Source organism: Pseudomonas sp. 67(2021) (assembly GCF_017491835.1).
Taxonomy (GTDB): Bacteria; Pseudomonadota; Gammaproteobacteria; order Pseudomonadales; family Pseudomonadaceae; genus Aquipseudomonas; species Aquipseudomonas atacamensis.
Map to the genome: position 1 here is coordinate 743,843 of NZ_JAFGYL010000001.1, position 24,306 is coordinate 768,148.

A 24,306-nucleotide genomic window follows, 5' to 3' on the forward strand; every position below is an offset into this window, starting at 1 on the left:
ACGATGCCCTCATCCGATGTTCGACAGTTTCAGCAGATGCCGCAGGTCGTTAAGCAGATCCTTGCCCTTCACATTCGGCTCGTAACGCAGCACCAGATTGCCGTGCGGGTCGACGATCCACAGCTGCGGCACGGCTTTATCGCCGGTGGTCCTGGCGAACACCCCGGCATCCAGCGGATAGCGCTGCAACTGCGGATATTCGCGGTCGAGTTTGGCGGCGTAATCAGCGCTCAGTGGTTGCGCGGCGGCGAGGGCGTGGCTGGCGCGCCCGGCTTCGCGGCCGAGGCTGATCTGGATCTGCCGCGCCAGATAAACCAGTTGCTGGCAATCGACGGCACAATCCTTCGGCGCTGTGACCAGAATCTGCCAGCGCTGCTCATCGGCCTGCACGCCGAGGTCGGCGCGGGTCTGGCCGTTGCCGATCAGCTCGCCGTGGTAGCTGCGTCCTTCCGGCACCCAGAACTGCAATTTGTACATGCCGGTGGCGAGCAGCATCGGCCCGACCACGCCAAGCACGATCAGCAACAATTGAATGCGCCCGCGCCGGCGGCTCGGAACGGGTTTGGCCTCAGACATGCTGGGTGGATTCATGGCGCTTCCCATGGCGTTTCTCCTTTGCGTGGTGCCAGCCGAAATAGAGGTAAAGACCGAGCAGGGCCGTGGCCATGGCGAACCATTGCACGGCGTAGCCGAGGTGTTTTTCCGGGCCCATCGCGACTACCGGCCAATCGGTCTGGTAGCTCGCCGGCCCGGGTTCGGCGCGTAATTCGTAGGCGAAGCCGTCGCGCTCCAGGGTTTGCCACAATTTGCCCGGCTCGACGGCGGTAATGGTTTGCGGCCAGACATGGCTGACCGGATCGGCGTGCAACTGGAACGTTGCGCCGGGGGCGACATAGACCCAGGCGTCGAGCGTCAGCGCCTCGGCCGGTGTCGTGAATTGCGGCGGCACGCGCCGATCGGGCCATGGCAGCCAGCCGCGATTGACCAGCAGCCAGAGGCCGCTGCGTTGGTCCTGAAACGGTTGCAGCAATTCGACGCCGACCTTGCCGCCACGCTGGCGGTTGTCCAGCAACAGGGTGTGGGCCGGATCGAACTGGCCGTGCAGGCGCACGCGGCGGTAAGCCGGGTCGGCGTTGCCGAGCAGTTCGCTGCTGGCCAGCGGTTCGGCCACGCGACGTTCGGCATGACTGGCCAGCAGCGCGGTTTTCTCCGCACCCCGGCCCAGTTGCCAGAAGCCCAGCGCAACCATCAGCGGCAGCAACAGGGCGACCACTACGGTGGGAATCACGCCCGGGCGAAAGCGCTTCATGGGCGCGCCATAAAGTCAGTCATCGCGCTCGCTATACTCAAGTGCATCGCCTGTCCCCCGGAGTCTTGCCATGTTCAAAGCAGCGATCGTCCTGATGCTGATTGCCACGGTCGTCAGCCTGTTCAGCGGCCTGTTTTTCCTGGTCAAGGACGACAGCAGCTCCAATCGGCTGGTCATCGCCTTGAGTGTTCGGGTGGCACTGGCCGTGGTCACCGTCGGCCTGATGGCCTGGGGTTTCTACAGCGGCCAGTTGGTGTCCCACGTGCCGTGGTAGACGCGAGCGGCAAGCTTCAAGCGGCAAGCTACAAGTTAGAGGCCATCCCGCTTTGACTTGAAGCTTGCAGCTCGCCATTTGCAGCTGTTTTCAGAGCACATAGACGAAGAAGAACAAGCCGATCCACACCACGTCGACGAAGTGCCAATACCAGCTCGCCGCTTCGAAACCGAACTGGTGCTCGTTGTCGAAATGGCCTTTCATGATGCGCATCAGCATCACGAACAGGATGATCGTGCCGATGGTCACGTGGGCGCCGTGGAAGCCGGTAAGCATGAAGAACGTCGCGCCGTAGATGCCCGAGCCGAGGGTCAGCCCCAGTTCTTGGTAGGCGTGGATGTATTCCTCGGCCTGGAAACCGAGGAACGCGATGCCCAGCAGCACGGTGATCGCCAGCCACAGTTTCAGCGCGCCGCGATGGCCTTTCTTCAGCGCATGGTGGGCGATGGTGATGGTTACGCTGGAGCTGACCAGCAGGATCGTGTTGAGCAGCGGCAGGCCCCAAGGGCTGATGACATCCTTGGGCGGTGGGAACAGTTTCGGGTCGGGGTTGTTCAGCAACGGCCAGACATATTCGAAGTTCGGCCAGAGCATTTCCGACAGGCCCTTGCTGCCTTCGCCGGCCAGCCCGGGTGCGGACACGACGCGGATATAGAACAGCGCGCCGAAGAAGGCGACGAAAAACATCACCTCGGAAAAGATGAACCAGCTCATGCCCCAGCGGAACGAACGGTCCAGCTGCGGGCTGTACAGCCCCGCGCGACTTTCCTTGATCACCGCACCGAACCAGCCGAACAGCATGTACGCCAGCAGCAGGCCGCCGACGAAAAAGATCAGCGGGCCGTGGGAATCCGGGCGTGCGGCCTTGAGATCGTTGAACCAGGTGGCGAGGCCGTAGACGGTGACGAACATCCCGAGCGTGGCGATGATCGGCCATTTGCTCTGGGCCGGGACGTAATAATGCTCATGAGTTGCCATTTATTGTTCTCCTTATCGGGCACGCTCAGCCACCAGTGTTTACAGCCACCGGCGGATGTCGGGCGGTGATATCGAACAGCGTGTAGGACAGCGTCAGGTGCTTCACTTCCTTGGGCATGTCGCGGTCAACGATGAAACGCACCGGCATTTCGATCTGTTCACCGGGCTGCAGCACCTGCTGGGTAAAACAAAAGCATTCGGTCTTGTGAAAAAACGCCGCGGCGTTGCTCGGCGCAATACTCGGCACCGCTTGCGCACTCATCGGTTTATCGGTGGGATTGCGCGCGATGAATACCATCTCGTTCACGGCACCGGGATTGGCGGTCAGCTCGTCGTGTTTCGGGTAAAAGTCCCACGGCATGTCGGCGGTGTTGGTCGAGAGAAACTGCACACGCACCTGGCGCGAGGTGTCGACCACTTGCTCGCCCGCGTACTGGCCGCCGGTCTTGCCGTTGATGCCGAAGGCTTTGCACATCACGTCGTAGATCGGCACCAGGGCGAAACCGAAGACGAACATCGCCACCACCACCAGCAGCAGGCGGGTGACGAGTTTCTTCAGCGAGATCGAGTCAGCCATGGTTCATGCCTCCCCGGTGATCACCTTTGCTCGGCAATACCTGTGTGGTGAGGGGATTTATCCCCGTTGGGCTGCGAAGCGGCCCTGAATCCAGCGCACACGGTCTACCTGATGAATTTCGATTGCAGGTTTTGGGGCTGCTGCGCAACCCAACGGGGATAAATCCCCTCCCCACAAGGGATCTGTGTACATCCACAGGAGATCTGTGAGCATCCACTGGGGATCTGTGCCTCTGCACACATTGCAAAAAACAGCAGGTGTTCATTTCACTTCCGGCGGCGTGGTGAAGGTGTGATACGGCGCTGGCGACGGCACGCTCCACTCCAGCCCTTCGGCACCGTCCCACGGTTTCGCCGGGGCCGGTGCGCCGCCACGGATGGTCTTGATGACGATGAACAGGAAGAAGATCTGCGTGGCGCCGAACATGAATGCGCCGATCGACGAGACCATGTTGAAATCGGCGAACTGCAGGTTGTAGTCCGGAATCCGTCGCGGCATCCCCGCAAGACCGACGAAGTGCATCGGGAAGAAGGTCAGGTTCATGCCCACGAACGACAGCCAGAAGTGCAGCTTGCCGAGGGTTTCGTCGTACATGTGCCCGGTCCACTTCGGCAGCCAGTAATAGGCCGAGGCGAAGATGCCGAAGATCGCCCCCGGCACCAGCACATAGTGGAAGTGCGCGACGACAAAGTAGGTGTCCTGATACTGGAAGTCCGCTGGGGCGATCGCCAGCATCAGCCCGGAGAAACCGCCAATGGAGAACAGGATGACGAACGCCACGGCAAACAGCATCGGTGTCTCGAAGGTCATCGAGCCTTGCCACATGGTGCTCGCCCAGTTGAACACTTTCACACCCGTCGGCACGGCGATCAGCATGGTCGCGTACATGAAGAACAATTCGCCCACCAGCGGAATGCCGACCACGAACATGTGGTGCGCCCAGACAATGAACGACAGGAACGCGATGCTCGCCGTGGCGTAGACCATCGAGGTGTAGCCGAACAGCGGCTTGCGCGCGAAGGTCGGGATGATCTGGCTGACCGCGCCGAACGCCGGCAGGATCATGATGTACACCTCGGGGTGGCCGAAGAACCAGAACACATGCTGGAACAGCACCGGGTCACCGCCGCCGGCAGCACTGAAGAAACTGGTGCCGAAGTGAATATCCATGAGCATCATCGTCACGCAGCCGGCCAGCACCGGCATTACTGCGATCAGCAGAAACGCGGTGATTAGCCAGGTCCAGACGAACAGCGGCATTTTCATCAGGGTCATGCCGGGCGCGCGCAGGTTGAGGATGGTCGCGACCACGTTGATCGCGCCCATGATCGAACTGATGCCCATCAAGTGGATGGCGAAGATGAAGAACGTCACGCTTTCCGGCGCGTAGGTCGTCGACAGCGGCGCATAAAAGGTCCAGCCGAAATTTGGCCCGCCACCCGGGGTGAACAGCGTCGAGACCAGCAGCAGAAACGCCGCCGGCAACAGCCAGAAGCTGAAGTTGTTCATCCGTGGCAGGGCCATGTCCGGCGCGCCGACCATCAGCGGAATCATCCAGTTGGCGAGGCCGACGAATGCCGGCATCACCGCGCCGAACACCATGACCAGACCGTGCATGGTGGTCATCTGGTTGAAGAATTCCGGCTGCACGATCTGCAGGCCGGGCTGGAACAGCTCGGCGCGAATGACCATGGCGAACGAGCCGCCGAGCAGGAACATGCAGAAGGCAAACCACAGGTACAGCGTGCCGATGTCCTTGTGGTTGGTGGTCAGCACCCAGCGCATCAGGCCTTTGGCGGGGCCGTGGGCGTGGTCGGCGTGACCGTGGTCATCGATGACAGCGCTCATGGCCGGTCTCCTTCACGAAAGTGGACGGGGCAGGCCGGGGCGCGCTGCCCCGACCGGTTCACTGAATACGCAATTGACCGGCTCATTTGCTTTCCGCCTGTTTCAGCTCCAGCACTTCTTTTGGCGTGACCATGTCGCCCTTGTTGTTGCCCCAGGCGTTACGTTCGTAAGTCACGACCGCTGCGATATCGACTTCCGACAGCTGTTTGCCGAACGCCGCCATGGCGGTGCCGGGTTTGCCGTGGTAGACGATGCTCAGGTGATCCTTGATCGGCCCGGTGGCGATTTTCGAGCCCTTGAGCGCCGGGAACATCGGCGGCAGGCCCTGGCCTTCAGCCTGGTGACAGGCCACGCAAGTGGTGTGGTAAACCTTGTCGCCGCGCTCCTTGAGTTCGTCGAGGGTCCATTCCTTGCTGGTCAGTTCTTTGAGCTGCGCGGCCTCGGCCTTGCGCTCGGCGAGCCATTTTTCGTAGTCGGCCTGTTCCTTGACCTCGACCACGATCGGCATGAAGCCGTGATCCTTGCCGCACAATTCGGCGCACTGGCCACGGTAGAGACCGGGCTTGTCGATGCGCGTCCAGGCCTCATTGACGAACCCGGGAATCGCATCGCGCTTGACCGCAAACGCCGGCACCCACCATGAGTGAATGACGTCAGCCGAGGTCACCAGAAAGCGCACCTTGGCGCCGATCGGCAGCACCAGCGGCTTGTCGACTTCGAGCAAGTAATGCTCGCCCTTGGCTTCCTTGTTGTGGATCTGCTCGGCGGGGGTGGCCAGGTTGCTGAAGAACTCGACGTCCTGGCCCAGGTATTTGTAGTGCCACTTCCACTGATAACCGGTGATCTGGATATCGATGTCCGGCTCGCTGGTGTCGTACATCTTGATCAGCGTCGCGGTGGCCGGCACGGCCATGGCCACCAGGATCAGCAGCGGCACGATGGTCCACATGATCTCGACGCCGGTGCTTTCGTGGAATTTGGCCGCGACCTGGCCAGTAGAGCGGCGGTGCACCATCATCGACCAGAACATGGCGCCGAAGACGATGATCCCGATCACCACACAGATCCAGAAAATGGTCATGTGCAGGTCGAATACTGCGTGACTGATTTCAGTCGCTCCAGGCGCCATATTCACAGTCCATGCCGCGTTGGCCGGGCTGAAAATCGACCACAACAGGAGGCCCATCCAGACATGTGGATGTCGCATCATTGCGGGTTCCCCTTATCGTTCTTGTTATCCCGCCGGCGTATCGCCTGCGGCAAGGGAGCGGCTGCATCAGACTACGAACTTGAATCGCCGGGCCTTGCTGCGGGTGCAGTCGGGCGTCATCAGCTAACTCCATTCATTGGCGAGTATAGACAGCGCCCGGGAATTGCAACCCGGGCACGTAAATGAGCTGAAACACCCGGCGCTTGCGTTCAAGTGCCCGAATGGAGAAGGATGCAGACGAGTGGTGGCGAATGGATATAACGCAGCTGCATCAAGGATGAAATAATTATGACAAATGCGTCTTAGCGTTTTTCGTAAGCCAGCTAAGTTATGTCTTCCCTATTTCATTGCCTTGTTTCCTGGAGTTTTCATGAACACCGCCGCATTGCGCGAGCAGATCCAAAAAGCCCAACAGCACGAAAAAGACACCGGCCTGCTGACCCGTCAGCTGGAAAGCAAGCTGCCTCACCTGCACCCGGCGATCCAGTTGCCGGAAGCCGACGCCCAGGGCGTGCTGACGCGTTTTGTCGCCGCCTACATCGATGAAGTACCGGACCTGCTGGATGCAGCCAATGAAGTCGCCAGGGAAGCGGGAATCGAATCGCAGATCAAACCGGTGCTGAAAATCGCCGAGCAGTATTTCCTCCAGCCGCCGGCGATAATGGCCGGGCATGTCGGCCTGGACAGCCTGCTCGACGAGGCCTATCTGGCACACCGTTTTGTCGAAGAGGTCAACGACCTGTACATCAAGCACTTCGGCCAGCCATTGATCCCCTTGGACATGACGGTCGCCAACCTGATTGCTCACCAATTGATCGGTGAGGAATTCGCCAACCAACTGGATGAAGCGGTGCATCACGCGATCGACGAGATGCTCAACGAAGAGAGTTTTGCTTTGGAGTCGGTCGAAGCCTACCGCGAAAAACTCAGCAGTCCGGACACTGGCGCGGCGTGGAAACGCTGGCCGTGCATGGGCCGCCGGTTGGGGGTGGGTCTGGAACTCGACCAGCCTGCTGCATAACCCTCAAACACCTCATTCCAATGTGGGAGCGAGCTTGCTCGCGAATGCAATGTGTCATTCAACATCACGGTTGACTGGTCCACCGCTTTCGCGAGCAAGCTCGTTCCCACAGGGTTTGTGCTCAGGCAGGAAGATCTAGCCAGCCGCACCAATCCCGGTATTGGTCCGAACCCGCCCCTCAAGCCGTCGCTTCAACCCACGCGATTCGATCAACAGCTTCGATCCCTTCGCCGCATTCGCCCGGCCCCATTCCTCAAGCAACTCGAGACACGAATGGTCGATGTAGCTCAGGTTGTTCAGCGGCACATGCACCGTCGTGCCGTGGGGAATGCTGCCCAGCACCTGGGTCAGCGCCGGCACTTTGAGGAACGTCGCCGCGCCGACCAGACGCAATTCCATTTCGCCGTCCTGCGGCAAGTCGATCAGGCTGATTTTCAGGCGCGAAGCCTTGAATGCCAGTTTCAACATGGTCAGGCCGAAACCGATCAGCACACCGGTGAGCAGGTCAGTAAAAATGATCGCCAGCGCCGTCGCGGCGTAGGTGAACATCGGCATCCGCCCGTACCGGCCCAGACCACGGAAAGCTTTCAGGTCGACCAGTTTGAAGCCGGTATACACCAGCACCCCCGCCAGACTCGCCACCGGAATGCTTTGCAGCACGCTCGACAGCAACAGCACGAATGCCAGCAGCCACAGGCCATGGAAAATCGTCGAGTAGCGTGTGGTCGCACCAGCCTGAACGTTGGCCGAACTGCGCACGATCACCCCGGTCATCGGCAGCGCGCCGACCAGACCGCAGAGCATGTTGCCGACACCTTGTGCCGACAGTTCACGGTCGAAGTCCGAACGCACGCCGCTGTGCATGCGATCCACCGCCGCAGCGGACAGCAGGGTTTCGGCACTGGCGATGAACGCCACGGCGAACGCGGCAATCAGCAGTGTCGGGTCGGCCAGATTCATCAGGTCGGCCGGCTTGAGCCAATCGATCGCCTCGGCCAGATTCGCCGGCACTTCAACGCGTTTGACCTGCAACGCCAGCATCAGGCTCGCCACCGTCGCCAGACCCACACCGAGCAATGCGCCGGGAATGAAGCGCAGCGAATGCGGGCGGAATTTTTCCCACAGCCACATCACCGCAATCGTCGACAAGCCGAGCAGACCCGCCTGCCAGCCGAACGACGGCAAGGCTTGCGCTACGGCCGCCGGGAACGCCGTGAGGTTGTCGAGCCCGGAAGGCTGCGGCTTGGCATCGAGCATCACATGGATTTGCGAGAGCACAATCAACACGCCAATGCCTGCGAGCATGCCGTAGACCACCGCTGGCGCCGTGACGCGAAACCAGCAGCCAAGCTTCAGCCGCCCGGCGACCAGTTGCAGAAATCCGGCGAGCAGCAGGATCGGCCCGAGCATCTCGACGCCATGCTGGCGCACCAGCTCGAAAACCAGCACCGCCAGACCCGCCGCCGGGCCGCTGACCTGCAACGGCGAGCCCGCCAGCCAACCGACCACCAGACCGCCGATGATGCCGGTGATCAGACCCTTGGCCGGCGGCAGCCCTGAGGCAATCGCGATGCCCATGCACAGCGGCAGGGCGACCAGAAACACAACCACGGAGGCGAGCAGCTCCCGTGGCAACACAGCTTTCAATTGAGCCGCACGCATGGCGATTCTCCCGAAGTTTTCTTCAGGCGTGGCGAGGCCGGACCGCTGAATCAGCGGCCGGCGTCATACCACACAGATTGTTGGGAAGATTTAGAAGCGCGCTTTGGGCGTCGCCACAGGAATCGGATGGCTGCCGTCGAGAGGCAGGAAACGACCCTGGTCCGCGTCGTAAGCTTTGATTTCGCTGGTTTCGATGTTGTAGACCCAGCCATGGATGAACAGATGACCGTTCGCCATGCGCGAGGCTACCGAAGGATGGGTACGCAAGTGCTGCAATTGGGCGATGACGTTTTCCTCGGTGAGGATCGGCATGCTGTCTTTTTCGTCGGTGCAGTTGCAGTTGTCGTGCACCATGGTTTTCGCGACTTCAGCATGGCGCAGCCAGGCTTTGACCGTCGGCATTTTTTCCAGGCTGTCGGGGTTGAGTACCGCGCGCATGGCGCCGCAATCGGAGTGGCCGCAAATGATGATGTGCTGCACGCCCAGCGCCAGTACCGCGTATTCGATCGCGGTGGAGACGCCGCCGTTCATCTGACCGTAGGGCGGCACCACGTTGCCGACGTTACGGGTAACGAACAGATCGCCCGGCGAGCTTTGGGTGATCAGTTCGGGAACGATGCGCGAGTCGGCGCAGGTGATGAACATCGCCTTGGGCGCCTGAGCGGTGGCGAGCTTCTTGAACAGTTCTTCCTGCTGCGGAAAAACGTCATGGTGAAAGCGTAAAAAGCCATCAACGATCTGTCGCAGTGCTGCATCGGCGGATTGTGCTTCAGGGCTTTGCGCCGAGGCAGCCAACGACTGTTTATCCTTGTCACTCATGATTCATCCTCTTGTGCGGATTCAGGGAGTCTTCCCCGGTATTCCGGTATGAAGCCAGTGGCTGTTTAAACCATCCGGGTCATCCCGACCCGTCAGTCACTCGATGAACAAGGTAGCCGCCGAAACTTAACTGAAACTGAATCAAACGCTCTAGAACGTGTGTTCCAGGTCACAAAAAACGTGACCGGCGTGTTTCGGCGGAAGGATTCCAACCCGTCAACCCAAAGCCAATTGTCGCTAAATCAACGACATCTGGCGACCCGGCGGACAGAAGGCCGAGCAGTCGAGGTTATAGCCCTCGCGTTTGTTCAGGCCAAGCTTTTTGATGGTCTTGGCAAATCTTTGTGCGAGCAGGTCGGCAAACGGCCCTTCACCGCGCATCCGCGCGCCGAATCGACTGTCGTAGAGTTCACCGCCGCGACTCTGGCGGATCAGGCTCAGCACATGGGCGGCACGTTGCGGATAGTGCGCCTGCAACCACTCCTCGAACAGCGGCGCGACTTCCAGCGGCAGGCGCAGCATCATGTAGGCGGCGCTTTGCGCACCGGCAGCGTGGGCCTCGGTGAGCAGGCTTTCGATTTCGCTGTCATTGATCATCGGAATCATCGGCGAACACAGCACGCCCACCGGAATGCCTGCTTCGCGCATCACCCGGATCGCGCGCAGGCGTGCCTTGGGCGCAGCGGCGCGCGGTTCGAGGATGCATTTGAGTTCATCTTCCAGCGTGGTCAGGCTGATCATCACCGTTACCAGCCGTTGCTGCGCCAGCTCCGTGAGCAAATCGAGATCGCGCAGAATCAGCGAACCTTTGGTAACGATGGTCACCGGGTGGCGATAGCGCAGCAGCACTTCCAGGGTCTGACGGGTGATTTTGTATTCGCGCTCGATGGGCTGATACGGGTCGGTATTGGAGCCGAGATTGATCGGCGCACATTGATAGCCGGGTTTGCTCAGCTGTTCTTCGAGGACCTGGGCGGCATTGGTCTTGGCAATCAGCCGGGTTTCGAAATCCAGGCCCGGTGACATGTCCCAATAGGCGTGGCTGGGCCGTGCATAGCAATAGATGCAGCCGTGTTCGCAGCCGCGGTAGGGATTTACCGAACGGTCGAAGGGCAGATCCGGCGAGGTGTTGCGGCTGATGATCGATTTGGCCTTCTCGATGATCACTTCGGTGTTTTGCGTCTCTGGCACTTCCTGATACCAGCCATCGTCCTCGGCCACTGAACGACTGGGGGCAAAGCGGTTGTGCGGGTTGGTTGCGGTGCCGCGACCGCGAGGTGGCAATGAAGTAGACATGAAAACGCCCCGATACTGTATATGCGCACAGTATCGGGGCGATCCTCATCTGGCTAGTGCCGTCGGGCGAGTGGTCAGTTGTGGTTGTTCATGTCCGCTACTTTCGGGGAGGGGGACAGCATCCAAGGCTATCTCTGATCGTAACCGACGTTCCTACAACTGTGTGCACATACACCCTGTCAGATATGACAGTAGACGTGGTTGCAAGCGCCGTCTTACGTTAAAGCCGTATGACTAATAGTGGCTTGCCAACCGGAATGGATTGAATGTGATGCCAATCAGAATTTTGCTTGAAATTGCAGACATGGAACGCGACGGAAGTCCCGAGGTTGTTTTTTATCATTACGGCGATGACGCCACCGAAATGATGGACTACGACTACGCGCTATTTGCCTCTTCATCGCAGGCAAACGATCGCTATGACCTCCTTTCCGAAGAGGTTATCGATAGCGACGGGGATGGCGATATCGATAACCATGACAAGAGACTGTACTTGCAGTTGGCGGATGCGTTTGTGCAGTTCAGAGGTCTGAAGTCGACTCGATGAACACCGCTGACTCAACATACGAAGTCATGTCGTGCCAGCGGTCTGTCGACACATTTCGCTCAGTTATGCGAGGTGAGCTGCCCAAGATCGTCACCGGAGGTCTGCTTCATATCCTCCGTACGTAACTCGGCAACATCGGCAGCTTTCACCGGCGCACCCTTGTTGCCCCAGCTGCCACGAATGAAACTCACCACATCCGCGACTTCCTGATCCGACAGGCGCCAGGCGAAACCGGGCATGGTGAAGCTCGATGGCGCGGTGTGCGTTGCCGGCAAAGTCCCGCCCTTGAGCACGATGTGGATCAGCGATGTCGGGTCATCCGTCTGCAGCACCGGATTGCCCGCCAGCGCCGGGAACACCCGGGTGTAGCCATGGCCATCGGTACGGTGGCAGGCCGCGCAGTTGTCGATGTACACCGACGCGCCGCGTTGGCTGTCGTCACCGTTCCACAGCGCTTTGGCCACTTTCTGGTCGTACTGATGCGGCTGATCCGCCGGGTCATTGGCCGGCAGTGATTTGAGATAGCGGGCAATCGCGGTGAGGTCGGCGTCGCTCATGTATTGCATGCTGTGGGTGACCACATCACTCATGCCGCCGAATACTGCGCTGCGATCACTGCGCCCGGTCTTGAGAAACTGCACCAGTTGTTCTTCGCTCCAGCTGCCGAGGCCATCCTGGTGATCGCCGCGCAGGCTCTTGGCGATCCAGCCTTCCAGCGGCGCACTGCCGGCGAGGAATTCGCTGCCGTCCGCCGCGCTCAGGGATTTTTCCTGCATGGTCAGCGCACGCGGGGTGTGACAGGCGCCGCAGTGGCCGAGGCCTTCGACCAGGTATGCGCCACGATCGATCACCGGATCGGCCGATGTGGCCTGGTAATCCTCGACCTTCGGTGCGAACAGCCAGCGCCAGCCCATCAGCGGCCAGCGCATGCTCAACGGCCAGGGAATGTCGCTGGCCTTGTTCTCCTGCGCCACCGGTTCGACGCCGTGCATGAAATACGCATACAGCGCTTGCATGTCCGCCTGGTTGACCCGCGCGTAGGACGGATAAGGCATCGCCGGGTACAACGTGCTGCCGTTTTTGGCCACGCCATGGCGCACGGCCTGATCGAAGTCCTCGAAGCTGTAATCGCCCAGGCCGGTTTTATCCGGGGTGATGTTGGTCGAGTAGATCGTGCCGATCGGCGTCTCCATCGGCAGGCCGCCGGCGAACGGCTTGCCGCCCTTGGCGGTGTGACAGGCCACGCAGTCACCGGCGCGGGCGAGGTATTCACCTTGCTTGATCAGATTTTGATCAACATCGGCCGCATAAATTGCGGTGCTGCCGAGCAGGGCGAGGGTGGCGATAACGAAAGTTTTCATGGTCATCGCTCCTTAAGCCTGCACCAGCGGGCCGGGGTTTTTCAGGTATTGCTCGCGGATCGCTTTCGCCGACCAGTAGGTCAGCGCCGCCACCAGTCCGGTCGGGTTGTAGCCCAGGCCCTGCGGGAACGCCGAGGCGCCCGGGACGAACACGTTGTGCACGTCCCAGCTCTGCAAATAGCGGTTCAGCGCGCTGGTCTTCGGATCGGTACCCATGATTGCGCCACCGTTGAGGTGGGTGGTCTGGTACGAGGCGGTGTTGAAGTGGTCGCCGACCTGCTTGCCGATCACCGCAATGGCTTTCGGGCCCATGGCTTGGGCGATCTTGCCCATTTTCTCGACCATGAAGCGGTTCATCTTGATGTCGTTTTCCTGCCAGTCGAAGGTCATGCGCAGCAGCGGCAGGCCGTAGGCATCGCGGTACACCGGATCGAGATCGAGGTAGTTGCCACGGTAGGATTGATGCGCGCCGTGGGCGTCCATCGACACTTGGTGGGTGTAGTAATCGGCGGTGGCGCGTTTCCACGCGCTGCCCCAGGCCGGCGTGCCCGGCGGGTTCGAGGTGCCGGCAATCGGTCGACTGCCAGCCTGGTTGACCCACATCGGCGAGCCACCGACAAAGCCGTGCGGGCCGTGATCGAAGTTATCGGCGTTGAAGTCGTCCACCGCCACGCCGTTGCCGCCAGCGCCGATGAAGTTGTTGGTGTGGGTGTCCTTGTCGAAGAAGGCCTTGATGGTGGCCATGTTCTGGTAGGCGAAGTTACGCCCGACCACGCCTTCGCCGCTGATCGGATCGTAGGGTTTGCCGATCCCGGAGAGCAGCATCAGACGCACGTTGTGCAGCTGGAACGCGCCGAGGATCACCAGATCCGCCGGCTGCTCGATCTCGCGGCCCTGGCCGTCGATGTAGGTGACGCCGGTGGCTTTGGACTTGCTGCTGTCGAGGTTGACCCGCAGCACATGGGAGTTGGGCCGCAGTTCGAAATTCGGCAGGGGCTTGAGCGCCGGCAGAATGTTCACGTTCGGCGAGGCCTTGGAATACATGTAGCAGACGTAGCCGCTGCAGAATCCGCAAAAGTTGCACGGCCCCATTTGTGCGCCGTAGGGATTGGTGTACGGCCCAGAGGTATTTGCCGAAGGCAGGTTGTAGGGTTTGTAACCCACCTCTGTAGCCGCTTTGCCGAACAGCTGTGCGGATACGGTGTTCTTCTGCGCTTCAAGCGGGAACGGGTTGGAGCGGTCCGGCGCGTAGGGGTTGCCGCCCTTGCCCTGACCGACCAATTGGCCCTTCACCGTCCAGGCCTGGCCGGAGGTGCCGAAGACTTTTTCCGCGAAGTCGAAAAACGGTTCCAGCTCTTCATAGCTGACGCCGAAATCCTGGATGGTCATGTCCTTGGGGATGAAGCTTTTGCCGTAGCGTTCTTCGTAATGGCTGCGCATGCGCAATTCGATCGGGTCGACGCGAAAGTGCACGCCCGACCAATGCAGCCCGGCGCCGCCGACGCCATTCCCCGGCAGGAACGCGCCCAACTGGCGGTTGGGCAGGGCGATATCATTGACGCTGTGGCGAATGGTCACCGTCTCTTTGGAGATGTCCTGAAAGAGCTTTTTCCGCACGCTGTAGGTGAGTTCGTCGATCACCTGCGGATAGTTGCCGTCGGGGTAGGTGTCCTGCATCGGCCCGCGCTCCAGCGCCAGCACGTTCAGACCCGCTTCGGTGAGTTCCTTGGCCATGATCGCCCCGGTCCAGCCGAAACCGACGATGACTGCATCAACCTTCTTCATTACCGTTGCCATGCTTACGCCCTCTCGCCGCGAATCGACACTGCCGGGAAGGGGTATTGCTCGTTGCGTTCCACCCAATCCATGAAATCGGCGCGGGCGCCGGGGAAACCGATCATGGTCCAGCCGACCATGCCTTTATTGCCACCGTGGATCGGGTCGCAGAAGAAACCTTCCTTGGTGTTTTGCAGCAGCAGATTGAAGAAAATCTTCGCCGGCACCGCATCGAACTGCGGCTTGCCGGCTTCGAGTTGCTTGAGCAAATCGTCTCGGGTAGCGCTGTCTTGCTCGGCAAATGTTTTACCGTTGAGACCTTTTACCCACTGATCCGTGGCGGCGATGCCGAGGCGATAGATGTCTTTGGGCACCAGTTTGCTCTGCCAGCCCATCTCCGGCGCAGCGTCGGCATTGAACGGGCCTTGCATGTACCACAGGGCACCGGCGGCGTACGGCGTGTTCATCTGCCGGTCGATGTATTCCGGCACGCCGGCTTCGAGAGCACCCGGGCCTTGCGCATCGTTGGGGATCAACTGGGCGACGGCGGCGTTGATGAACGCCCATTCTTCGGCGGTGAAAAAGCTCGGCTGATACTCACCGGCGCCAGCCGCGACCGGTTTTGCTGCGGCAGGCGCCGGTGTGCTTTCAGGTGCGGCTTGCAGCACGCTGCTGCCCAGGCCGGTACCGGCAAGCGTGACCACCGGAATCAGGGTCAGGGATTTGCGCAAAAACTCACGCCGCGGGTTGTCTCGATCTTGATCAGACATGGGGGGCACCTCATCAGGCATAGAAGTCAGCCGCTTCTGCGAGCAGCTCGAGGAATTTTGCGTCGCGATGACGAGGGTCTGTCCCGAAAAAGGGCGCCACGTCTGCAACATCATGTGACAAATGGTAGCAGGCTAAGCATCAAGAAAAACCGTTTTCCTGGAAAAAAGCCCGGTGAGGCGCCGATTCACGTTTCTTTGACGGCCGGCTCACGGCGTATTGACCGCTTTATAGCGAAGCTGCAATTCCTCTCATGAAGATTGCCGAAACGGTCAGCCCAGCATGTCTCGAGTGCGCTTTTTCCCCGCGTTATGTTTTTCGCTTGTTGCCCTGTTGCATGGCATTGCCGCCCGGGCGGCCGACGCCACGCCATCTCGCCCGGCCGAGTGGGCACAGCCGGTTGAGGCGCAGTTCAACCTGTTCCGCATGTCACCGACGCTGTATCGCAGCGCCTTGCCCAGCCGCAGCGCGGTGCCGCTATTGAACGATCTGCATGTCGTCACCGTAATCAACTTCCTGCCTGATGCTGATAGCGATTGGCTCTCCGCGCCGGGCATCAAGCAAGTGCAACTGCCGTATCGCACCAATCACGTCGACGACAGCGATGTGCTCAAGGCTCTGCGCGCGATTCAGTCCGCCGAAGCCGACGGCCCGGTGCTCATGCACTGCAAGCACGGTTCTGACCGCACCGGTCTGATGGCGGCGATGTACCGCGTGGTGGTGCAGGGCTGGAGCAAAGAGCAGGCGCTCAAGGAAATGACCGAGGGCGGTTTTGGTGACAGTCAGCATTTCCACGACAGCGTGCGCTACGTGATGCAGGCCGATGTCGATCGGTTGCACGAAGCCCTGATCAATGGCGAATGCAGCACCAGTGCATTCGCCATGTGTTCGATGAAGAGCTGGTTCGACTCGGCGCACGTCCGGCGTTGATCAGCTCAATCGGCTGGTGCAGGAAACAGCGCGCTGTCGATCGGTTTACCCAAGAACGCTTGCAGCGCGGCGGGGAGTGACTGTCTGTCTCCCGACAGCAGGTGCTTGCGCAGGTCCCGGCCCGTCTGTTCATTGAACAGACCTTCACGTTCGAAGCGTTTGAACGCCTCGCTCGCCAGTACACCCGACCATTTGTAGGCGTATAGCGAAGCCTCGTAACCGGTGACCAGATAATCGCAGCTGTTGGCGAAGCGGCAGTAGGCTGGAATATGCAGGCCCGGGAATGCGCTTTGCACATCCGCCATCACTTGTTGAACAGTGCGACCGTCGCCGTGACTGCAATGCAGTTCGAAGTCGAACAGCGCGCTCAGCAGCAGCATCGCCGTCTCTCGGCTGCGCTGGATGTCGGTGGTGGAAAACGCGGCGTCGGCCTGCGTTTCCGACAGGCGCTCACCGCTCTGATGATGCGTACCCAGCCAGCGCAGGAATTGCCCGGATAGCGCCCATTTCTCGAACAGCTGCCCGACAAACTCCGCAGCGTCGCGGCTCAGATGCGAAATGCCGGACAGGTTGTAGTGCGGCGAACGTGTCAGCACGTGATGCAGGCAATGGCCGAATTCGTGCAGCAGCACGCGCAGATCCTGATGTGCCAGCAGATTCAGCCCGTCGGCGGCGGCCGTGTAATTGCATTGAAGCGAGGCTATCGGCAGTGATGGCCGGCCTTCCGCATTGATCCGTCGGTTGCGCAGTACACCTGTCCAGGCGTAGTCGGCGCCAGCAGCGCGGTGGAACGGGTCGATGTAGATGAAGCCGACCGTTTGCTCATGCTCGCTGACTTCGAACAGGCGCACGTTTTCGTTGAAAGTCTCCAGGCGAATGTTTTCGCTGATCCTGATGCCGAACATGTGCTCACTGAAGCGGCACAGGCTCTGCAGTATGGCGTCCAGCGGAAAAAACAGGCGCAGGTCCTGCACCTCGCCGCCCAACTGCTTCAGGCGCAATTGCTCGGCGAGGAAGTCGTGATCCCACGCTTCTATCTGATCAATACCGTACTGGCGTGCAGAGGCTTGCAGGTCATCGGTTTCGCGCGCAAGCGCCGCTGCATTGAGGGCGATCTGCTGTTGCAGAAAACGGCGGACCTGGTCAGTATCCACGGCCATGCGGTCGAGCAGTCGCAGTTGAGCGAAATTGTCGAAACCCAACAGCCGGGCTTTGGCATGACGCGCCGCCAGCAGCTTGTGCAGCACCGGTCCGTTGTCGAAGCGGCCGGCGTATGGCCCCTGATCCGAAGCGCGGGTGCACCAGGCTTTGAAACACTCTTCACGTAAACCGCGGTGCCGCGCCCGCTTCATGACCTGATCGTAAGTGTTCTGATCGAGTGTCAGCCGCCACCCGGACAGGCCGGCATTTTTGGCATTGGCGGCCAGATGCGCCTGCGTTTCGGCCGGCAGTCCTGCCAACAGCGCTGCATCGTCGACGTCCTTGCTCCATGCAGCGTTGACCGATCTGAGATTGCTCATGAAGCGCTTTTCCAGCAGATCGATTTCGCCGTTCAATCGCGTCAGATCCTTGCGCAGCGCACTCGACAATTCGCTGCCGGCCAAGTGAAACCTGCGCAGGATTTTCGCCAGCGAGGCTTTGCGTGCATCACTGAAGCTCGCGGCTATGGAGCTCTGTGCCAATCGTTGATAAACCTGGAGCAACTGCCGATTGCCGGCCTTCGCAGCTTTGTAATGCTGTGCAGCGTGGGTGCTGAGCGCTTCCTGCGCCAACCACTCGGGATCATCGGCATGCCTGACCGAGAGGAATTCGATAATCGCCATGGTTTCATTCAGGCGTGCATCGGCTTCATCAATGGCAATGACCACGTCGTCCCAGTTGGGATGATCGAGTTGAGTAGCGATGACGTTCTCGATGATAAGCAGGTTGTCGGCAACGATGCGCTCGACTGCCGGCAGCAGATGTTCGGCGCGTATCGCCGACCAGGGCGGCAACTGCCATTGTTGCAGGAGTGGGTTGGTGTCAGGCATGGCGTCTTCCGTGAGAGAGGGCTGGATTGACCAGCCTAATCACGAAGCGCGGGGGCGAGGTGGTAGATAGTTACCGCCACCTGACGACGATCATCGGCAGGTGGCGGTAGTTGTCACTGTTGCTCGTCGGGCTTTTTCTTCAACTTGGGGTTGGGGAAGAACTGCACGGCCTGGACCTTTTTGTCGGCGGCAGGCTTCAGCGCACTGGTATTGACCCGCGTGCCCAGTTCTTTGGGCACCGACAGGCCCTGCTCGTTGAGGGTGTCGGAGTAGCCGCAAGCCACGCATTCGCGGTGTGGCACGCCGTCTTCGTTCCACATCATCAACTTGTCCGGCTCGCTGCACGCCGGGCAGACCGCCCCGGCGATAAAGCGCTTCTTGGTGATCACAGGGCCGTCGCTCATGCTGCCGCGTCCTCACTCAGGCCGCTGTGGCGCAACAGCGCGTCGATCGACGGCTCACGGCCACGGAAGTCGACGAACAGCACCATCGGTGCCTGCGAGCCGCCGCGCGCCAGAATCGCTTCGCGGAACGCACGACCGGTTTCAGCGTTGAGCACGCCGTCTTCCTCGAACTTCGAGAAGGCGTCGGCGGACAGCACTTCAGCCCACTTGTAGCTGTAGTAACCCGCCGCGTAACCACCAGCGAAGATGTGCGCAAAGCTGTTGGGGAAGCGGTTGTAAGCCGGTGGACGCATCACCGACACTTCGTCACGCACGCCCTCGAGCACTTGCGCCACGCTGCGGCCATCGCCATGGGTGGCATGCAGTTCGAAGTCGAACAGCGAAAACTCCAGCTGACGCACCATCATCAGCCCGGACTGGAAGTTCTTCGCCGCGAGCATTTTTTCCAGCAGGTCCTGCGGCAGTGGCTCGCCGGTCTCGTAGTGGCCGGAGATCAGCGCGAGGCCTTCCGGCTCCCAGCACCAGTTTTCCATGAACTGGCTCGGCAGCTCGACCGCGTCCCAGGCCACGCCGTTGATGCCGGATACGCCAGCGTGTTCGACGCGGGTCAGCAGGTGATGCAGGCCGTGGCCGAACTCGTGGAACAGGGTGGTCACTTCATCGTGGGTCAGCAGCGCAGGCTTGCCGCTGTCGGCCGGGGTGAAGTTGCACACCAGATTGGCGACCGGGCTTTGCAGCACTCCGTCGACGGTGCGACGACGGTCGCGGGCGCCATCCATCCACGCGCCGCCACGCTTGTTGGCGCGGGCATACAGGTCGAAGAAGAAGCGGCCGACGTGCTGGCCGTTTTCCTTGATCTCGAACAGGCGGACGTCCGGATGCCAAGTGTCGAAGCCTTTCTGCTCGGCGATCTCGATGCCGTACAAACGCTGGACGATGGCGAACAGGCCGCTGAGGACTTTGTCGATCGGGAAGTAGGCTCGCAGGGTTTCCTGAGCGACGCTGTAGCGTTGCTCGCGAAGTTTTTCACCGTAGAAACCGCTGTCCCAGCTTTGCAGATCGGCGCAGCCCTGTTCGGCAGCGTAAGCGCGCAGCTGTTGCAGATCCTGCGCGGCGAACGGCTTGCTGCGTTGGGCCAGATCGCGCAGGAAGCTCAGCACCTGATCGCTGGATTCGGCCATTTTCGTCGCCAGACTCAGTTCGGCGAAACTGGCGAAACCCAGCAGTCGGGCCAGTTCCTGACGCAGGGCGAGGATCTCTTCCATCACCGGACCGTTGTCGTTCTGGCCAGCATTCGGGCCTTGATCCGAGGCACGGGTGCAGTAGGCGGCGTAGACTTCTTCGCGCAGCGCACGGTCTTGCGCGTAGGTCATCACCGCGTAATAGCTGGGGAATTCCAGGGTGATCAGCCAGCCGTCGAGGCCTTTGGCCTGGGCTGCGGCAGCCATCTGCGCCTTGGCCGAATCGGTCAGGCCGGCAAGGGCGGCTTCGTCGGTAATGTGCTTGGTCCACGCCTGCGTGGCATCGAGCAACTGGTTGGAGAAGCGGCTTCCGAGCTCGGACAGTTTGCTCTGCACTTCGGCGTAACGTTTCTGCTCGGCTTCCGGCAGATCGATACCCGACAGACGGAAATCGCGCAGGGCGTGTTCCAGAATGGTTTTTTGCGCGACGTCGAAACTGGCAGCTTCCGGACTGTTGGCCAACGCTTCATACGCCTGGAACAGTTCGCGGTTCTGGCCCATTTCGGTGGAGTAGGCGCTCAGGGCCGGCAGGCACGACTCGTAGGCTTCGCGCAATTCGGCGCTGTTGCACACGGCGTTAAGATGGCTGACCGGGCTCCACGCCGCACCGAGACGATCATTGAGTTCGTCCATCGCCAGCACCAGACCGGCCCAGGTCGGGTTCTTGCCCTGGGTCTTGAGGATTTCGGCGATGGCGGCGCGGTTGTCCGCGAGGATGGTTTCGATGGCGGGCAGGACGTGTTCGGCACGGATCGTGGAGAACGGCGGCAGGTCGTAGGACTGCAAAAGAGGGTTGTTCACGCTCACGGTTGGCACCTTGGCTGGAAGAAACATGCGCCCATCTTAATTACAATCGACACTCACCGCAGCTATCGGCGACAGAGAGAGAACTAATCGTGTCCCTTCGCAAATACCAGAATCACACCCCCCGCCTGAGCAACGGCGCATTCGTCGACGGTTCGGCGGTGGTGATCGGCGACGTCGAAATTGGCGCAGACAGCTCGGTCTGGCCGCTGACGGTGATCCGTGGCGACATGCACCGCATCCGCATCGGTGCGCGCACCAGCGTGCAGGATGGCTGCGTGCTGCACATCACCCACGCCGGCCCGTTCAACCCGGACGGTTTTCCATTGCTGATCGGCGATGACGTGACCATCGCCCACAAGGTCATGCTGCACGGCTGCACCGTTGGCAGCCGCGTGTTGATCGGCATGGGCAGCATCGTCATGGACGGTGCCGTGGTCGAGGACGACGTGATCATCGGCGCCGGCAGCCTGGTGCCGCCGGGCAAGCGCCTGCAGAGCGGCTTCCTGTATGTCGGCAGCCCGGTCAAGCAAGTGCGCCCGCTGACCGATAAGGAAAACGCCTTCTTTACGTACAGCGCGGCGAACTACGTCAAGCTCAAGGACCTGCATCTGGCCGAAGGCTACGACCAGCTCTGAATCGCCTTACACCTGCTCGGGAATTTCCATGCATTACCAGACTGTACTGTTCGACCTCGATGGCACCCTGACCGACCCGCGTGAGGGCATCACCCGCTCAATTCAATTTGCCTTGGCCAATCTCGGCATCGACGAACCGGATCTGAGCAAACTGGAACACTTCATCGGCCCGCCGCTGCTGCAAGCGTTCATGCAGTTCTACGACTTCGACGAGGCCAAGGCCTGGGAAGCGGTGAATTTCTATCGCGAGCGCTTCAAGGTCACCGGGCTCTACGAGAATCGGGTGTTCGACGGGGTCACGCCGTTGCTGGAAACCTTGAGCGGGCAGGGGCGGCAGTTGTACATCGCCACCTCCAAACCGTGGGTGTTCGCCCGCGAGATCGCCCGGCACTTCGACTTCGCCCGCCACTTCAAAGTGATCTACGGCAGCGAACTGGATGGCACGCGGACCAACAAGGTTGAGCTGATTGCGCACTTGCTTGAGGAAGAACGCCTGGACCCCGCGCAGACCCTGATGATCGGCGATCGCAAGCACGACCTGATCGGCGCGCGCAGCAATGGCCTGGATGCGGCGGCGGTGGGCTATGGGTTCGGCAGTTTTGAAGAACTGAATGCCGAGGCGCCGGCTTATCACTTTGAAACCTTGGACGAGTTACATCAGGCGTTTTTGCAGCGCTGAGCAGATGGTTATCGCCGGCAAGCCAGCTCCCACAGGATAGCGATTCTTCAGGCTCACCGCTGTCCCTGTGGGAGCTGGCTTGCCAGCGATGAGGCCCGTTCAGCCGCTGGAGGACTCAGGAACTGCCAAGGCCCTCAAAGCCGCCTTACGCTCATCAACCGGCAACCGTCCCAACCGCTCGACCTCGGCATAAAACCTCAACCAATCCTCACCCACCTGCCTGAACACCGCCGCAAACGCCGGCACCCACTGGTCATACAGCCCGAACGGCAACAACCGCGCGTTGTTCAGTGGCGCATTGACCCAGGCGTCATAGCGCTTGTCCCCAGCGCACTGACTGTCGCGCATGACCCGATACTCCCGGCGCAAGCGCTCGAATTCAGCTGCTTTGCGCTCACGCATCTGCTCAACCGACAGCGGCTGCGCATACAGCGTCTCCAGCCGTGAGCGCGTGTCGAGTACCAGACCGATGAACTGGTCACGCTGCTTGAGCCTCGCATCCGACTCCGCCGGCAGCCCGCGGAACGCGCGCCATTGCCGCGTGCCTTCCTGCTCGACGAAGGTGGCGAAAGACTCGTTGAATTCAGTGTCGTCCTTCACATAGAACTTCTGGTGCGCCAGTTCATGAAAGATCAACGTGGCCAGCCGTTCGTCGCCCCAGCCCATCATCGAATTGAGAATCGGGTCATTGAACCAGCCGAGCGTCGAGTACGCCTCGACCCCGCCGATCGACACGTCCATGCCCTGCAAGCGCTGAAGCGCCGCTTCGCCACGGGCGGCGCTCTGGCTGTAGTAGCCGCGATAGGCCACGCAGCCGGCAATCGGGAAGCAGTGATTGTGCGGGGTCAGGGAAAACTCTGCGGTGGCGAACACGTTCCACACCACGAACGGGCGACCGATGTCGGCGTACAGACGATAGCTCTGGTTGTCCGGCAAGTGCAGATGCTCGCTGGCGAACGTGCGGGCCTTTTGTGATTGAGCCAGATGCGCGCGCAATCTGGCATCGCGGCTGGGGTCGGCAATGACTTTTTCGACCGGCTCCCGTGCGCGCAGTAATTGCAGTTGGCCGCTGGCCAACTGGCTGTAATAGCTGACGCTGGTGCAACCGTTGAGCAACAAAAACAACACACCCGGAAACAAAATCGGAAAAACGCGATCAAGTAACCCAAGGCTGGAAAACGGCCTGATCAAAATAAGAAATTCCCCGGAAAGTCTGCCCCAAGACTATCCCGCCTCAAGGAGCACCGCTATGCGCATGTTGATGCTGACAGGAGGCCTGCTGACGCTGGCCGGTTGTGCCGGATTCGGAATGCCCGACCCCGACCCTTCGCAAGCCTGGATCGATCTTGACGCTCGTCAACACGACACGGCGCTGCAAGCCGTACAAGTCGATGCCACACAGGCTGTCGACAAACGTTATTTCGAAGTGCAGCCCGGCAGCCATGAGCTGAAGGTGCGCTATCAATTCCCGGTCGAGGCCACCAACATCGGCCCGACTGCCGAACCGCTGTGGCGCGATTGCCAGTTGAGCGTGAAATTCAAGGACTTCACCGCCGGCCAGCGCTATCAGCTGCAGGCGGGCAGTATCGGCTTCCGGCCTTGGGCCAAGCTTTATGACGAACAGCGCAAGGTTGTCGGTCAGGGCACGCCGGCGGGCTGTCAGAGCAGTTGATCGGCGCTATGCTGGCTATTCGAATCTGCGGATATCCATCATGCGTACCTTGCTGCTGTTGCTCGTTGTCGGTCTAGTCGCCGGTTGCCAGACGCCATTGCCACCGGTTGACCCGCACATGGCCTGGGTCGACTTCTCTACGCCAAGCCCCGGCGGCAAGTTGCTGATGGCCGAGCGTCTCGACAACCAGCGCTTGAACGACGGGCGTTTCTTCCAGGTGACGCCCGGTAGCCATGAGTTGCGGGTGCGTTTCGACTTCGAAGTGTTTGGCGGCGGTGGCAGTCTGCTCACCGGCCCGGTGGAGCGTTTGTGTTATCTGACGATCCGCTATGACCACTTCGAGGCCGGCCAGCGTTATCTCTTGGAAGGCCGCTCGCTGGCGTTTACGCCGAGCGCGCGTTTGTACAATGCCAAGCGCGAGATCGTTGCTGAAGACCGCGAGTTCCACTGCATCATCTAGCG

The 24,306-nt window shown here is 60.6% G+C and carries 24 protein-coding genes; 8 read left to right on the forward strand and 16 right to left on the reverse strand.

Features of this window, described 5'->3' with window-relative positions; genetic code table 11:
- Positions 1–9: 9 nt before the first annotated feature.
- Together J5M66_RS03365 and J5M66_RS03370 are read right to left on the reverse strand one after the other, a co-directional pair.
- On the reverse strand, positions 10–603 hold the full coding sequence (locus J5M66_RS03365; protein WP_056791251.1) for a hypothetical protein: 594 nt from the start codon (positions 601–603) through the stop codon (positions 10–12).
- Positions 569–1,309 carry an SURF1 family protein gene (locus J5M66_RS03370; RefSeq protein ID WP_207807644.1) on the reverse strand — a complete coding sequence of 247 codons (741 nt, stop codon included), beginning with the start codon at positions 1,307–1,309 and terminating at the stop codon, positions 569–571. The genes J5M66_RS03365 and J5M66_RS03370 overlap by 35 nt, the downstream gene beginning before the upstream one ends.
- Positions 1,310–1,379: 70 nt before the next feature.
- On the opposite strand from J5M66_RS03370, the gene J5M66_RS03375 reads away from it, so the two are divergent.
- Positions 1,380–1,583 carry a twin transmembrane helix small protein gene (locus J5M66_RS03375; RefSeq protein ID WP_024015001.1) on the forward strand — a complete coding sequence of 68 codons (204 nt, stop codon included), beginning with the start codon at positions 1,380–1,382 and terminating at the stop codon, positions 1,581–1,583.
- Positions 1,584–1,673: 90 nt separating this feature from the next.
- On the opposite strand, the gene J5M66_RS03380 is transcribed toward J5M66_RS03375, so the two are convergent.
- The 4 genes from J5M66_RS03380 to coxB form a co-directional block, all read right to left on the reverse strand.
- A complete protein-coding gene (locus tag J5M66_RS03380; RefSeq protein WP_016772329.1) occupies positions 1,674–2,561 on the reverse strand; it encodes a cytochrome c oxidase subunit 3 in 888 nt (295 codons plus the stop codon).
- Positions 2,562–2,586: 25 nt separating this feature from the next.
- Positions 2,587–3,138 carry a cytochrome c oxidase assembly protein gene (locus J5M66_RS03385; protein ID WP_016772328.1) on the reverse strand — a complete coding sequence of 184 codons (552 nt, stop codon included), beginning with the start codon at positions 3,136–3,138 and terminating at the stop codon, positions 2,587–2,589.
- A gap of 261 nt (positions 3,139–3,399) precedes the next feature.
- Positions 3,400–4,986 (reverse strand): cytochrome c oxidase subunit I, encoded by a 1,587-nt coding sequence (gene ctaD, locus J5M66_RS03390; RefSeq protein WP_016772327.1) that lies wholly within the window; start codon positions 4,984–4,986, stop codon positions 3,400–3,402.
- An 82-nt stretch (positions 4,987–5,068) separates the two neighbouring features.
- Entirely contained in the window at positions 5,069–6,196 is a 1,128-nt protein-coding gene (coxB, locus tag J5M66_RS03395) for a cytochrome c oxidase subunit II (protein WP_016772326.1), read from the reverse strand.
- A gap of 370 nt (positions 6,197–6,566) precedes the next feature.
- On the opposite strand from coxB, the gene J5M66_RS03400 reads away from it, so the two are divergent.
- Positions 6,567–7,217, forward strand: a complete 651-nt coding sequence (locus tag J5M66_RS03400) for a hypothetical protein (protein ID WP_016772325.1) — start codon at positions 6,567–6,569, stop codon at positions 7,215–7,217.
- Between the two features lie 135 nt (positions 7,218–7,352).
- On the opposite strand, the gene J5M66_RS03405 is transcribed toward J5M66_RS03400, so the two are convergent.
- From J5M66_RS03405 to J5M66_RS03415, 3 genes are all read right to left on the reverse strand, one after another.
- Entirely contained in the window at positions 7,353–8,879 is a 1,527-nt protein-coding gene (locus tag J5M66_RS03405) for a SulP family inorganic anion transporter (RefSeq protein ID WP_016772324.1), read from the reverse strand.
- A 90-nt stretch (positions 8,880–8,969) separates the two neighbouring features.
- Positions 8,970–9,698 (reverse strand): carbonic anhydrase, encoded by a 729-nt coding sequence (locus J5M66_RS03410; protein WP_016772323.1) that lies wholly within the window; start codon positions 9,696–9,698, stop codon positions 8,970–8,972.
- Between the two features lie 237 nt (positions 9,699–9,935).
- Positions 9,936–10,994: a PA0069 family radical SAM protein gene (locus J5M66_RS03415; RefSeq protein ID WP_207807645.1), complete on the reverse strand. Its 1,059-nt coding sequence runs from the start codon at positions 10,992–10,994 to the stop codon at positions 9,936–9,938.
- A gap of 271 nt (positions 10,995–11,265) precedes the next feature.
- On the opposite strand from J5M66_RS03415, the gene J5M66_RS03420 reads away from it, so the two are divergent.
- A complete protein-coding gene (locus J5M66_RS03420) occupies positions 11,266–11,541 on the forward strand; it encodes a hypothetical protein (protein ID WP_207807646.1) in 276 nt (91 codons plus the stop codon).
- Positions 11,542–11,600: 59 nt separating this feature from the next.
- Here J5M66_RS03420 and J5M66_RS03425 read toward each other — a convergent pair whose 3' ends face one another.
- Genes J5M66_RS03425 through J5M66_RS03435 form a run of 3 tightly spaced genes read right to left on the reverse strand, consistent with a single transcriptional unit; the run spans position 11,601 to position 15,448 of the window.
- Positions 11,601–12,902 carry a cytochrome c gene (locus tag J5M66_RS03425; RefSeq protein WP_207807647.1) on the reverse strand — a complete coding sequence of 434 codons (1,302 nt, stop codon included), beginning with the start codon at positions 12,900–12,902 and terminating at the stop codon, positions 11,601–11,603.
- Positions 12,903–12,914: 12 nt separating this feature from the next.
- Complete coding sequence (locus J5M66_RS03430; protein ID WP_073470773.1) at positions 12,915–14,699, reverse strand: GMC family oxidoreductase; 1,785 nt, start codon at positions 14,697–14,699, stop codon at positions 12,915–12,917.
- A 2-nt stretch (positions 14,700–14,701) separates the two neighbouring features.
- A complete protein-coding gene (locus J5M66_RS03435) occupies positions 14,702–15,448 on the reverse strand; it encodes a gluconate 2-dehydrogenase subunit 3 family protein (RefSeq protein WP_123441950.1) in 747 nt (248 codons plus the stop codon).
- A 280-nt stretch (positions 15,449–15,728) separates the two neighbouring features.
- Between J5M66_RS03435 and J5M66_RS03440 the strand changes: the two genes are divergently transcribed.
- Positions 15,729–16,376 (forward strand): tyrosine-protein phosphatase, encoded by a 648-nt coding sequence (locus J5M66_RS03440; RefSeq protein ID WP_207807648.1) that lies wholly within the window; start codon positions 15,729–15,731, stop codon positions 16,374–16,376.
- A 5-nt stretch (positions 16,377–16,381) separates the two neighbouring features.
- On the opposite strand, the gene J5M66_RS03445 is transcribed toward J5M66_RS03440, so the two are convergent.
- From J5M66_RS03445 to prlC, 3 genes are all read right to left on the reverse strand, one after another.
- Positions 16,382–18,406: a M3 family metallopeptidase gene (locus tag J5M66_RS03445; protein WP_207807649.1), complete on the reverse strand. Its 2,025-nt coding sequence runs from the start codon at positions 18,404–18,406 to the stop codon at positions 16,382–16,384.
- A gap of 113 nt (positions 18,407–18,519) precedes the next feature.
- Complete coding sequence (locus J5M66_RS03450; protein WP_016772316.1) at positions 18,520–18,810, reverse strand: YheV family putative zinc ribbon protein; 291 nt, start codon at positions 18,808–18,810, stop codon at positions 18,520–18,522.
- Positions 18,807–20,858: an oligopeptidase A gene (prlC, locus tag J5M66_RS03455; RefSeq protein ID WP_123441974.1), complete on the reverse strand. Its 2,052-nt coding sequence runs from the start codon at positions 20,856–20,858 to the stop codon at positions 18,807–18,809. The genes J5M66_RS03450 and prlC overlap by 4 nt, the downstream gene beginning before the upstream one ends.
- Before the next feature lie 89 nt (positions 20,859–20,947).
- On the opposite strand from prlC, the gene J5M66_RS03460 reads away from it, so the two are divergent.
- Together J5M66_RS03460 and J5M66_RS03465 are read left to right on the forward strand one after the other, a co-directional pair.
- Positions 20,948–21,493: a gamma carbonic anhydrase family protein gene (locus J5M66_RS03460; protein ID WP_016772314.1), complete on the forward strand. Its 546-nt coding sequence runs from the start codon at positions 20,948–20,950 to the stop codon at positions 21,491–21,493.
- Between the two features lie 28 nt (positions 21,494–21,521).
- Entirely contained in the window at positions 21,522–22,172 is a 651-nt protein-coding gene (locus tag J5M66_RS03465) for an HAD family hydrolase (RefSeq protein WP_024015022.1), read from the forward strand.
- Positions 22,173–22,271: 99 nt separating this feature from the next.
- On the opposite strand, the gene J5M66_RS03470 is transcribed toward J5M66_RS03465, so the two are convergent.
- Entirely contained in the window at positions 22,272–23,363 is a 1,092-nt protein-coding gene (locus J5M66_RS03470) for an aminopeptidase (protein WP_207807650.1), read from the reverse strand.
- Positions 23,364–23,421: 58 nt separating this feature from the next.
- Here J5M66_RS03470 and J5M66_RS03475 point away from each other — a divergent pair, with 58 nt between their 5' ends.
- Positions 23,422–23,844, forward strand: a complete 423-nt coding sequence (locus J5M66_RS03475; RefSeq protein WP_206421295.1) for a hypothetical protein — start codon at positions 23,422–23,424, stop codon at positions 23,842–23,844.
- Between the two features lie 40 nt (positions 23,845–23,884).
- A complete protein-coding gene (locus J5M66_RS03480) occupies positions 23,885–24,304 on the forward strand; it encodes a hypothetical protein (RefSeq protein WP_125917046.1) in 420 nt (139 codons plus the stop codon).
- Positions 24,305–24,306: the final 2 nt, after the last annotated feature.

What these genes read in the sequence shown, in the direction of transcription:
- J5M66_RS03365 (WP_056791251.1), bottom strand. Translation starts at nt 603, where the DNA reads ATGGGAAGCGCCATGAATCCACCCAGCATGTCTGAGGCCAAACCCGTT.
- J5M66_RS03370 (WP_207807644.1), bottom strand. Translation starts at nt 1,309, where the DNA reads ATGAAGCGCTTTCGCCCGGGCGTGATTCCCACCGTAGTGGTCGCCCTG.
- J5M66_RS03375 (WP_024015001.1), top strand. Translation starts at nt 1,380, where the DNA reads ATGTTCAAAGCAGCGATCGTCCTGATGCTGATTGCCACGGTCGTCAGC.
- J5M66_RS03380 (WP_016772329.1), bottom strand. Translation starts at nt 2,561, where the DNA reads ATGGCAACTCATGAGCATTATTACGTCCCGGCCCAGAGCAAATGGCCG.
- J5M66_RS03385 (WP_016772328.1), bottom strand. Translation starts at nt 3,138, where the DNA reads ATGGCTGACTCGATCTCGCTGAAGAAACTCGTCACCCGCCTGCTGCTG.
- ctaD (WP_016772327.1), bottom strand. Translation starts at nt 4,986, where the DNA reads ATGAGCGCTGTCATCGATGACCACGGTCACGCCGACCACGCCCACGGC.
- coxB (WP_016772326.1), bottom strand. Translation starts at nt 6,196, where the DNA reads ATGATGCGACATCCACATGTCTGGATGGGCCTCCTGTTGTGGTCGATT.
- J5M66_RS03400 (WP_016772325.1), top strand. Translation starts at nt 6,567, where the DNA reads ATGAACACCGCCGCATTGCGCGAGCAGATCCAAAAAGCCCAACAGCAC.
- J5M66_RS03405 (WP_016772324.1), bottom strand. Translation starts at nt 8,879, where the DNA reads ATGCGTGCGGCTCAATTGAAAGCTGTGTTGCCACGGGAGCTGCTCGCC.
- J5M66_RS03410 (WP_016772323.1), bottom strand. Translation starts at nt 9,698, where the DNA reads ATGAGTGACAAGGATAAACAGTCGTTGGCTGCCTCGGCGCAAAGCCCT.
- J5M66_RS03415 (WP_207807645.1), bottom strand. Translation starts at nt 10,994, where the DNA reads ATGTCTACTTCATTGCCACCTCGCGGTCGCGGCACCGCAACCAACCCG.
- J5M66_RS03420 (WP_207807646.1), top strand. Translation starts at nt 11,266, where the DNA reads ATGCCAATCAGAATTTTGCTTGAAATTGCAGACATGGAACGCGACGGA.
- J5M66_RS03425 (WP_207807647.1), bottom strand. Translation starts at nt 12,902, where the DNA reads ATGAAAACTTTCGTTATCGCCACCCTCGCCCTGCTCGGCAGCACCGCA.
- J5M66_RS03430 (WP_073470773.1), bottom strand. Translation starts at nt 14,699, where the DNA reads ATGGCAACGGTAATGAAGAAGGTTGATGCAGTCATCGTCGGTTTCGGC.
- J5M66_RS03435 (WP_123441950.1), bottom strand. Translation starts at nt 15,448, where the DNA reads ATGTCTGATCAAGATCGAGACAACCCGCGGCGTGAGTTTTTGCGCAAA.
- J5M66_RS03440 (WP_207807648.1), top strand. Translation starts at nt 15,729, where the DNA reads ATGTCTCGAGTGCGCTTTTTCCCCGCGTTATGTTTTTCGCTTGTTGCC.
- J5M66_RS03445 (WP_207807649.1), bottom strand. Translation starts at nt 18,406, where the DNA reads ATGCCTGACACCAACCCACTCCTGCAACAATGGCAGTTGCCGCCCTGG.
- J5M66_RS03450 (WP_016772316.1), bottom strand. Translation starts at nt 18,810, where the DNA reads ATGAGCGACGGCCCTGTGATCACCAAGAAGCGCTTTATCGCCGGGGCG.
- J5M66_RS03465 (WP_024015022.1), top strand. Translation starts at nt 21,522, where the DNA reads ATGCATTACCAGACTGTACTGTTCGACCTCGATGGCACCCTGACCGAC.
- J5M66_RS03475 (WP_206421295.1), top strand. Translation starts at nt 23,422, where the DNA reads ATGCGCATGTTGATGCTGACAGGAGGCCTGCTGACGCTGGCCGGTTGT.
- J5M66_RS03480 (WP_125917046.1), top strand. Translation starts at nt 23,885, where the DNA reads ATGCGTACCTTGCTGCTGTTGCTCGTTGTCGGTCTAGTCGCCGGTTGC.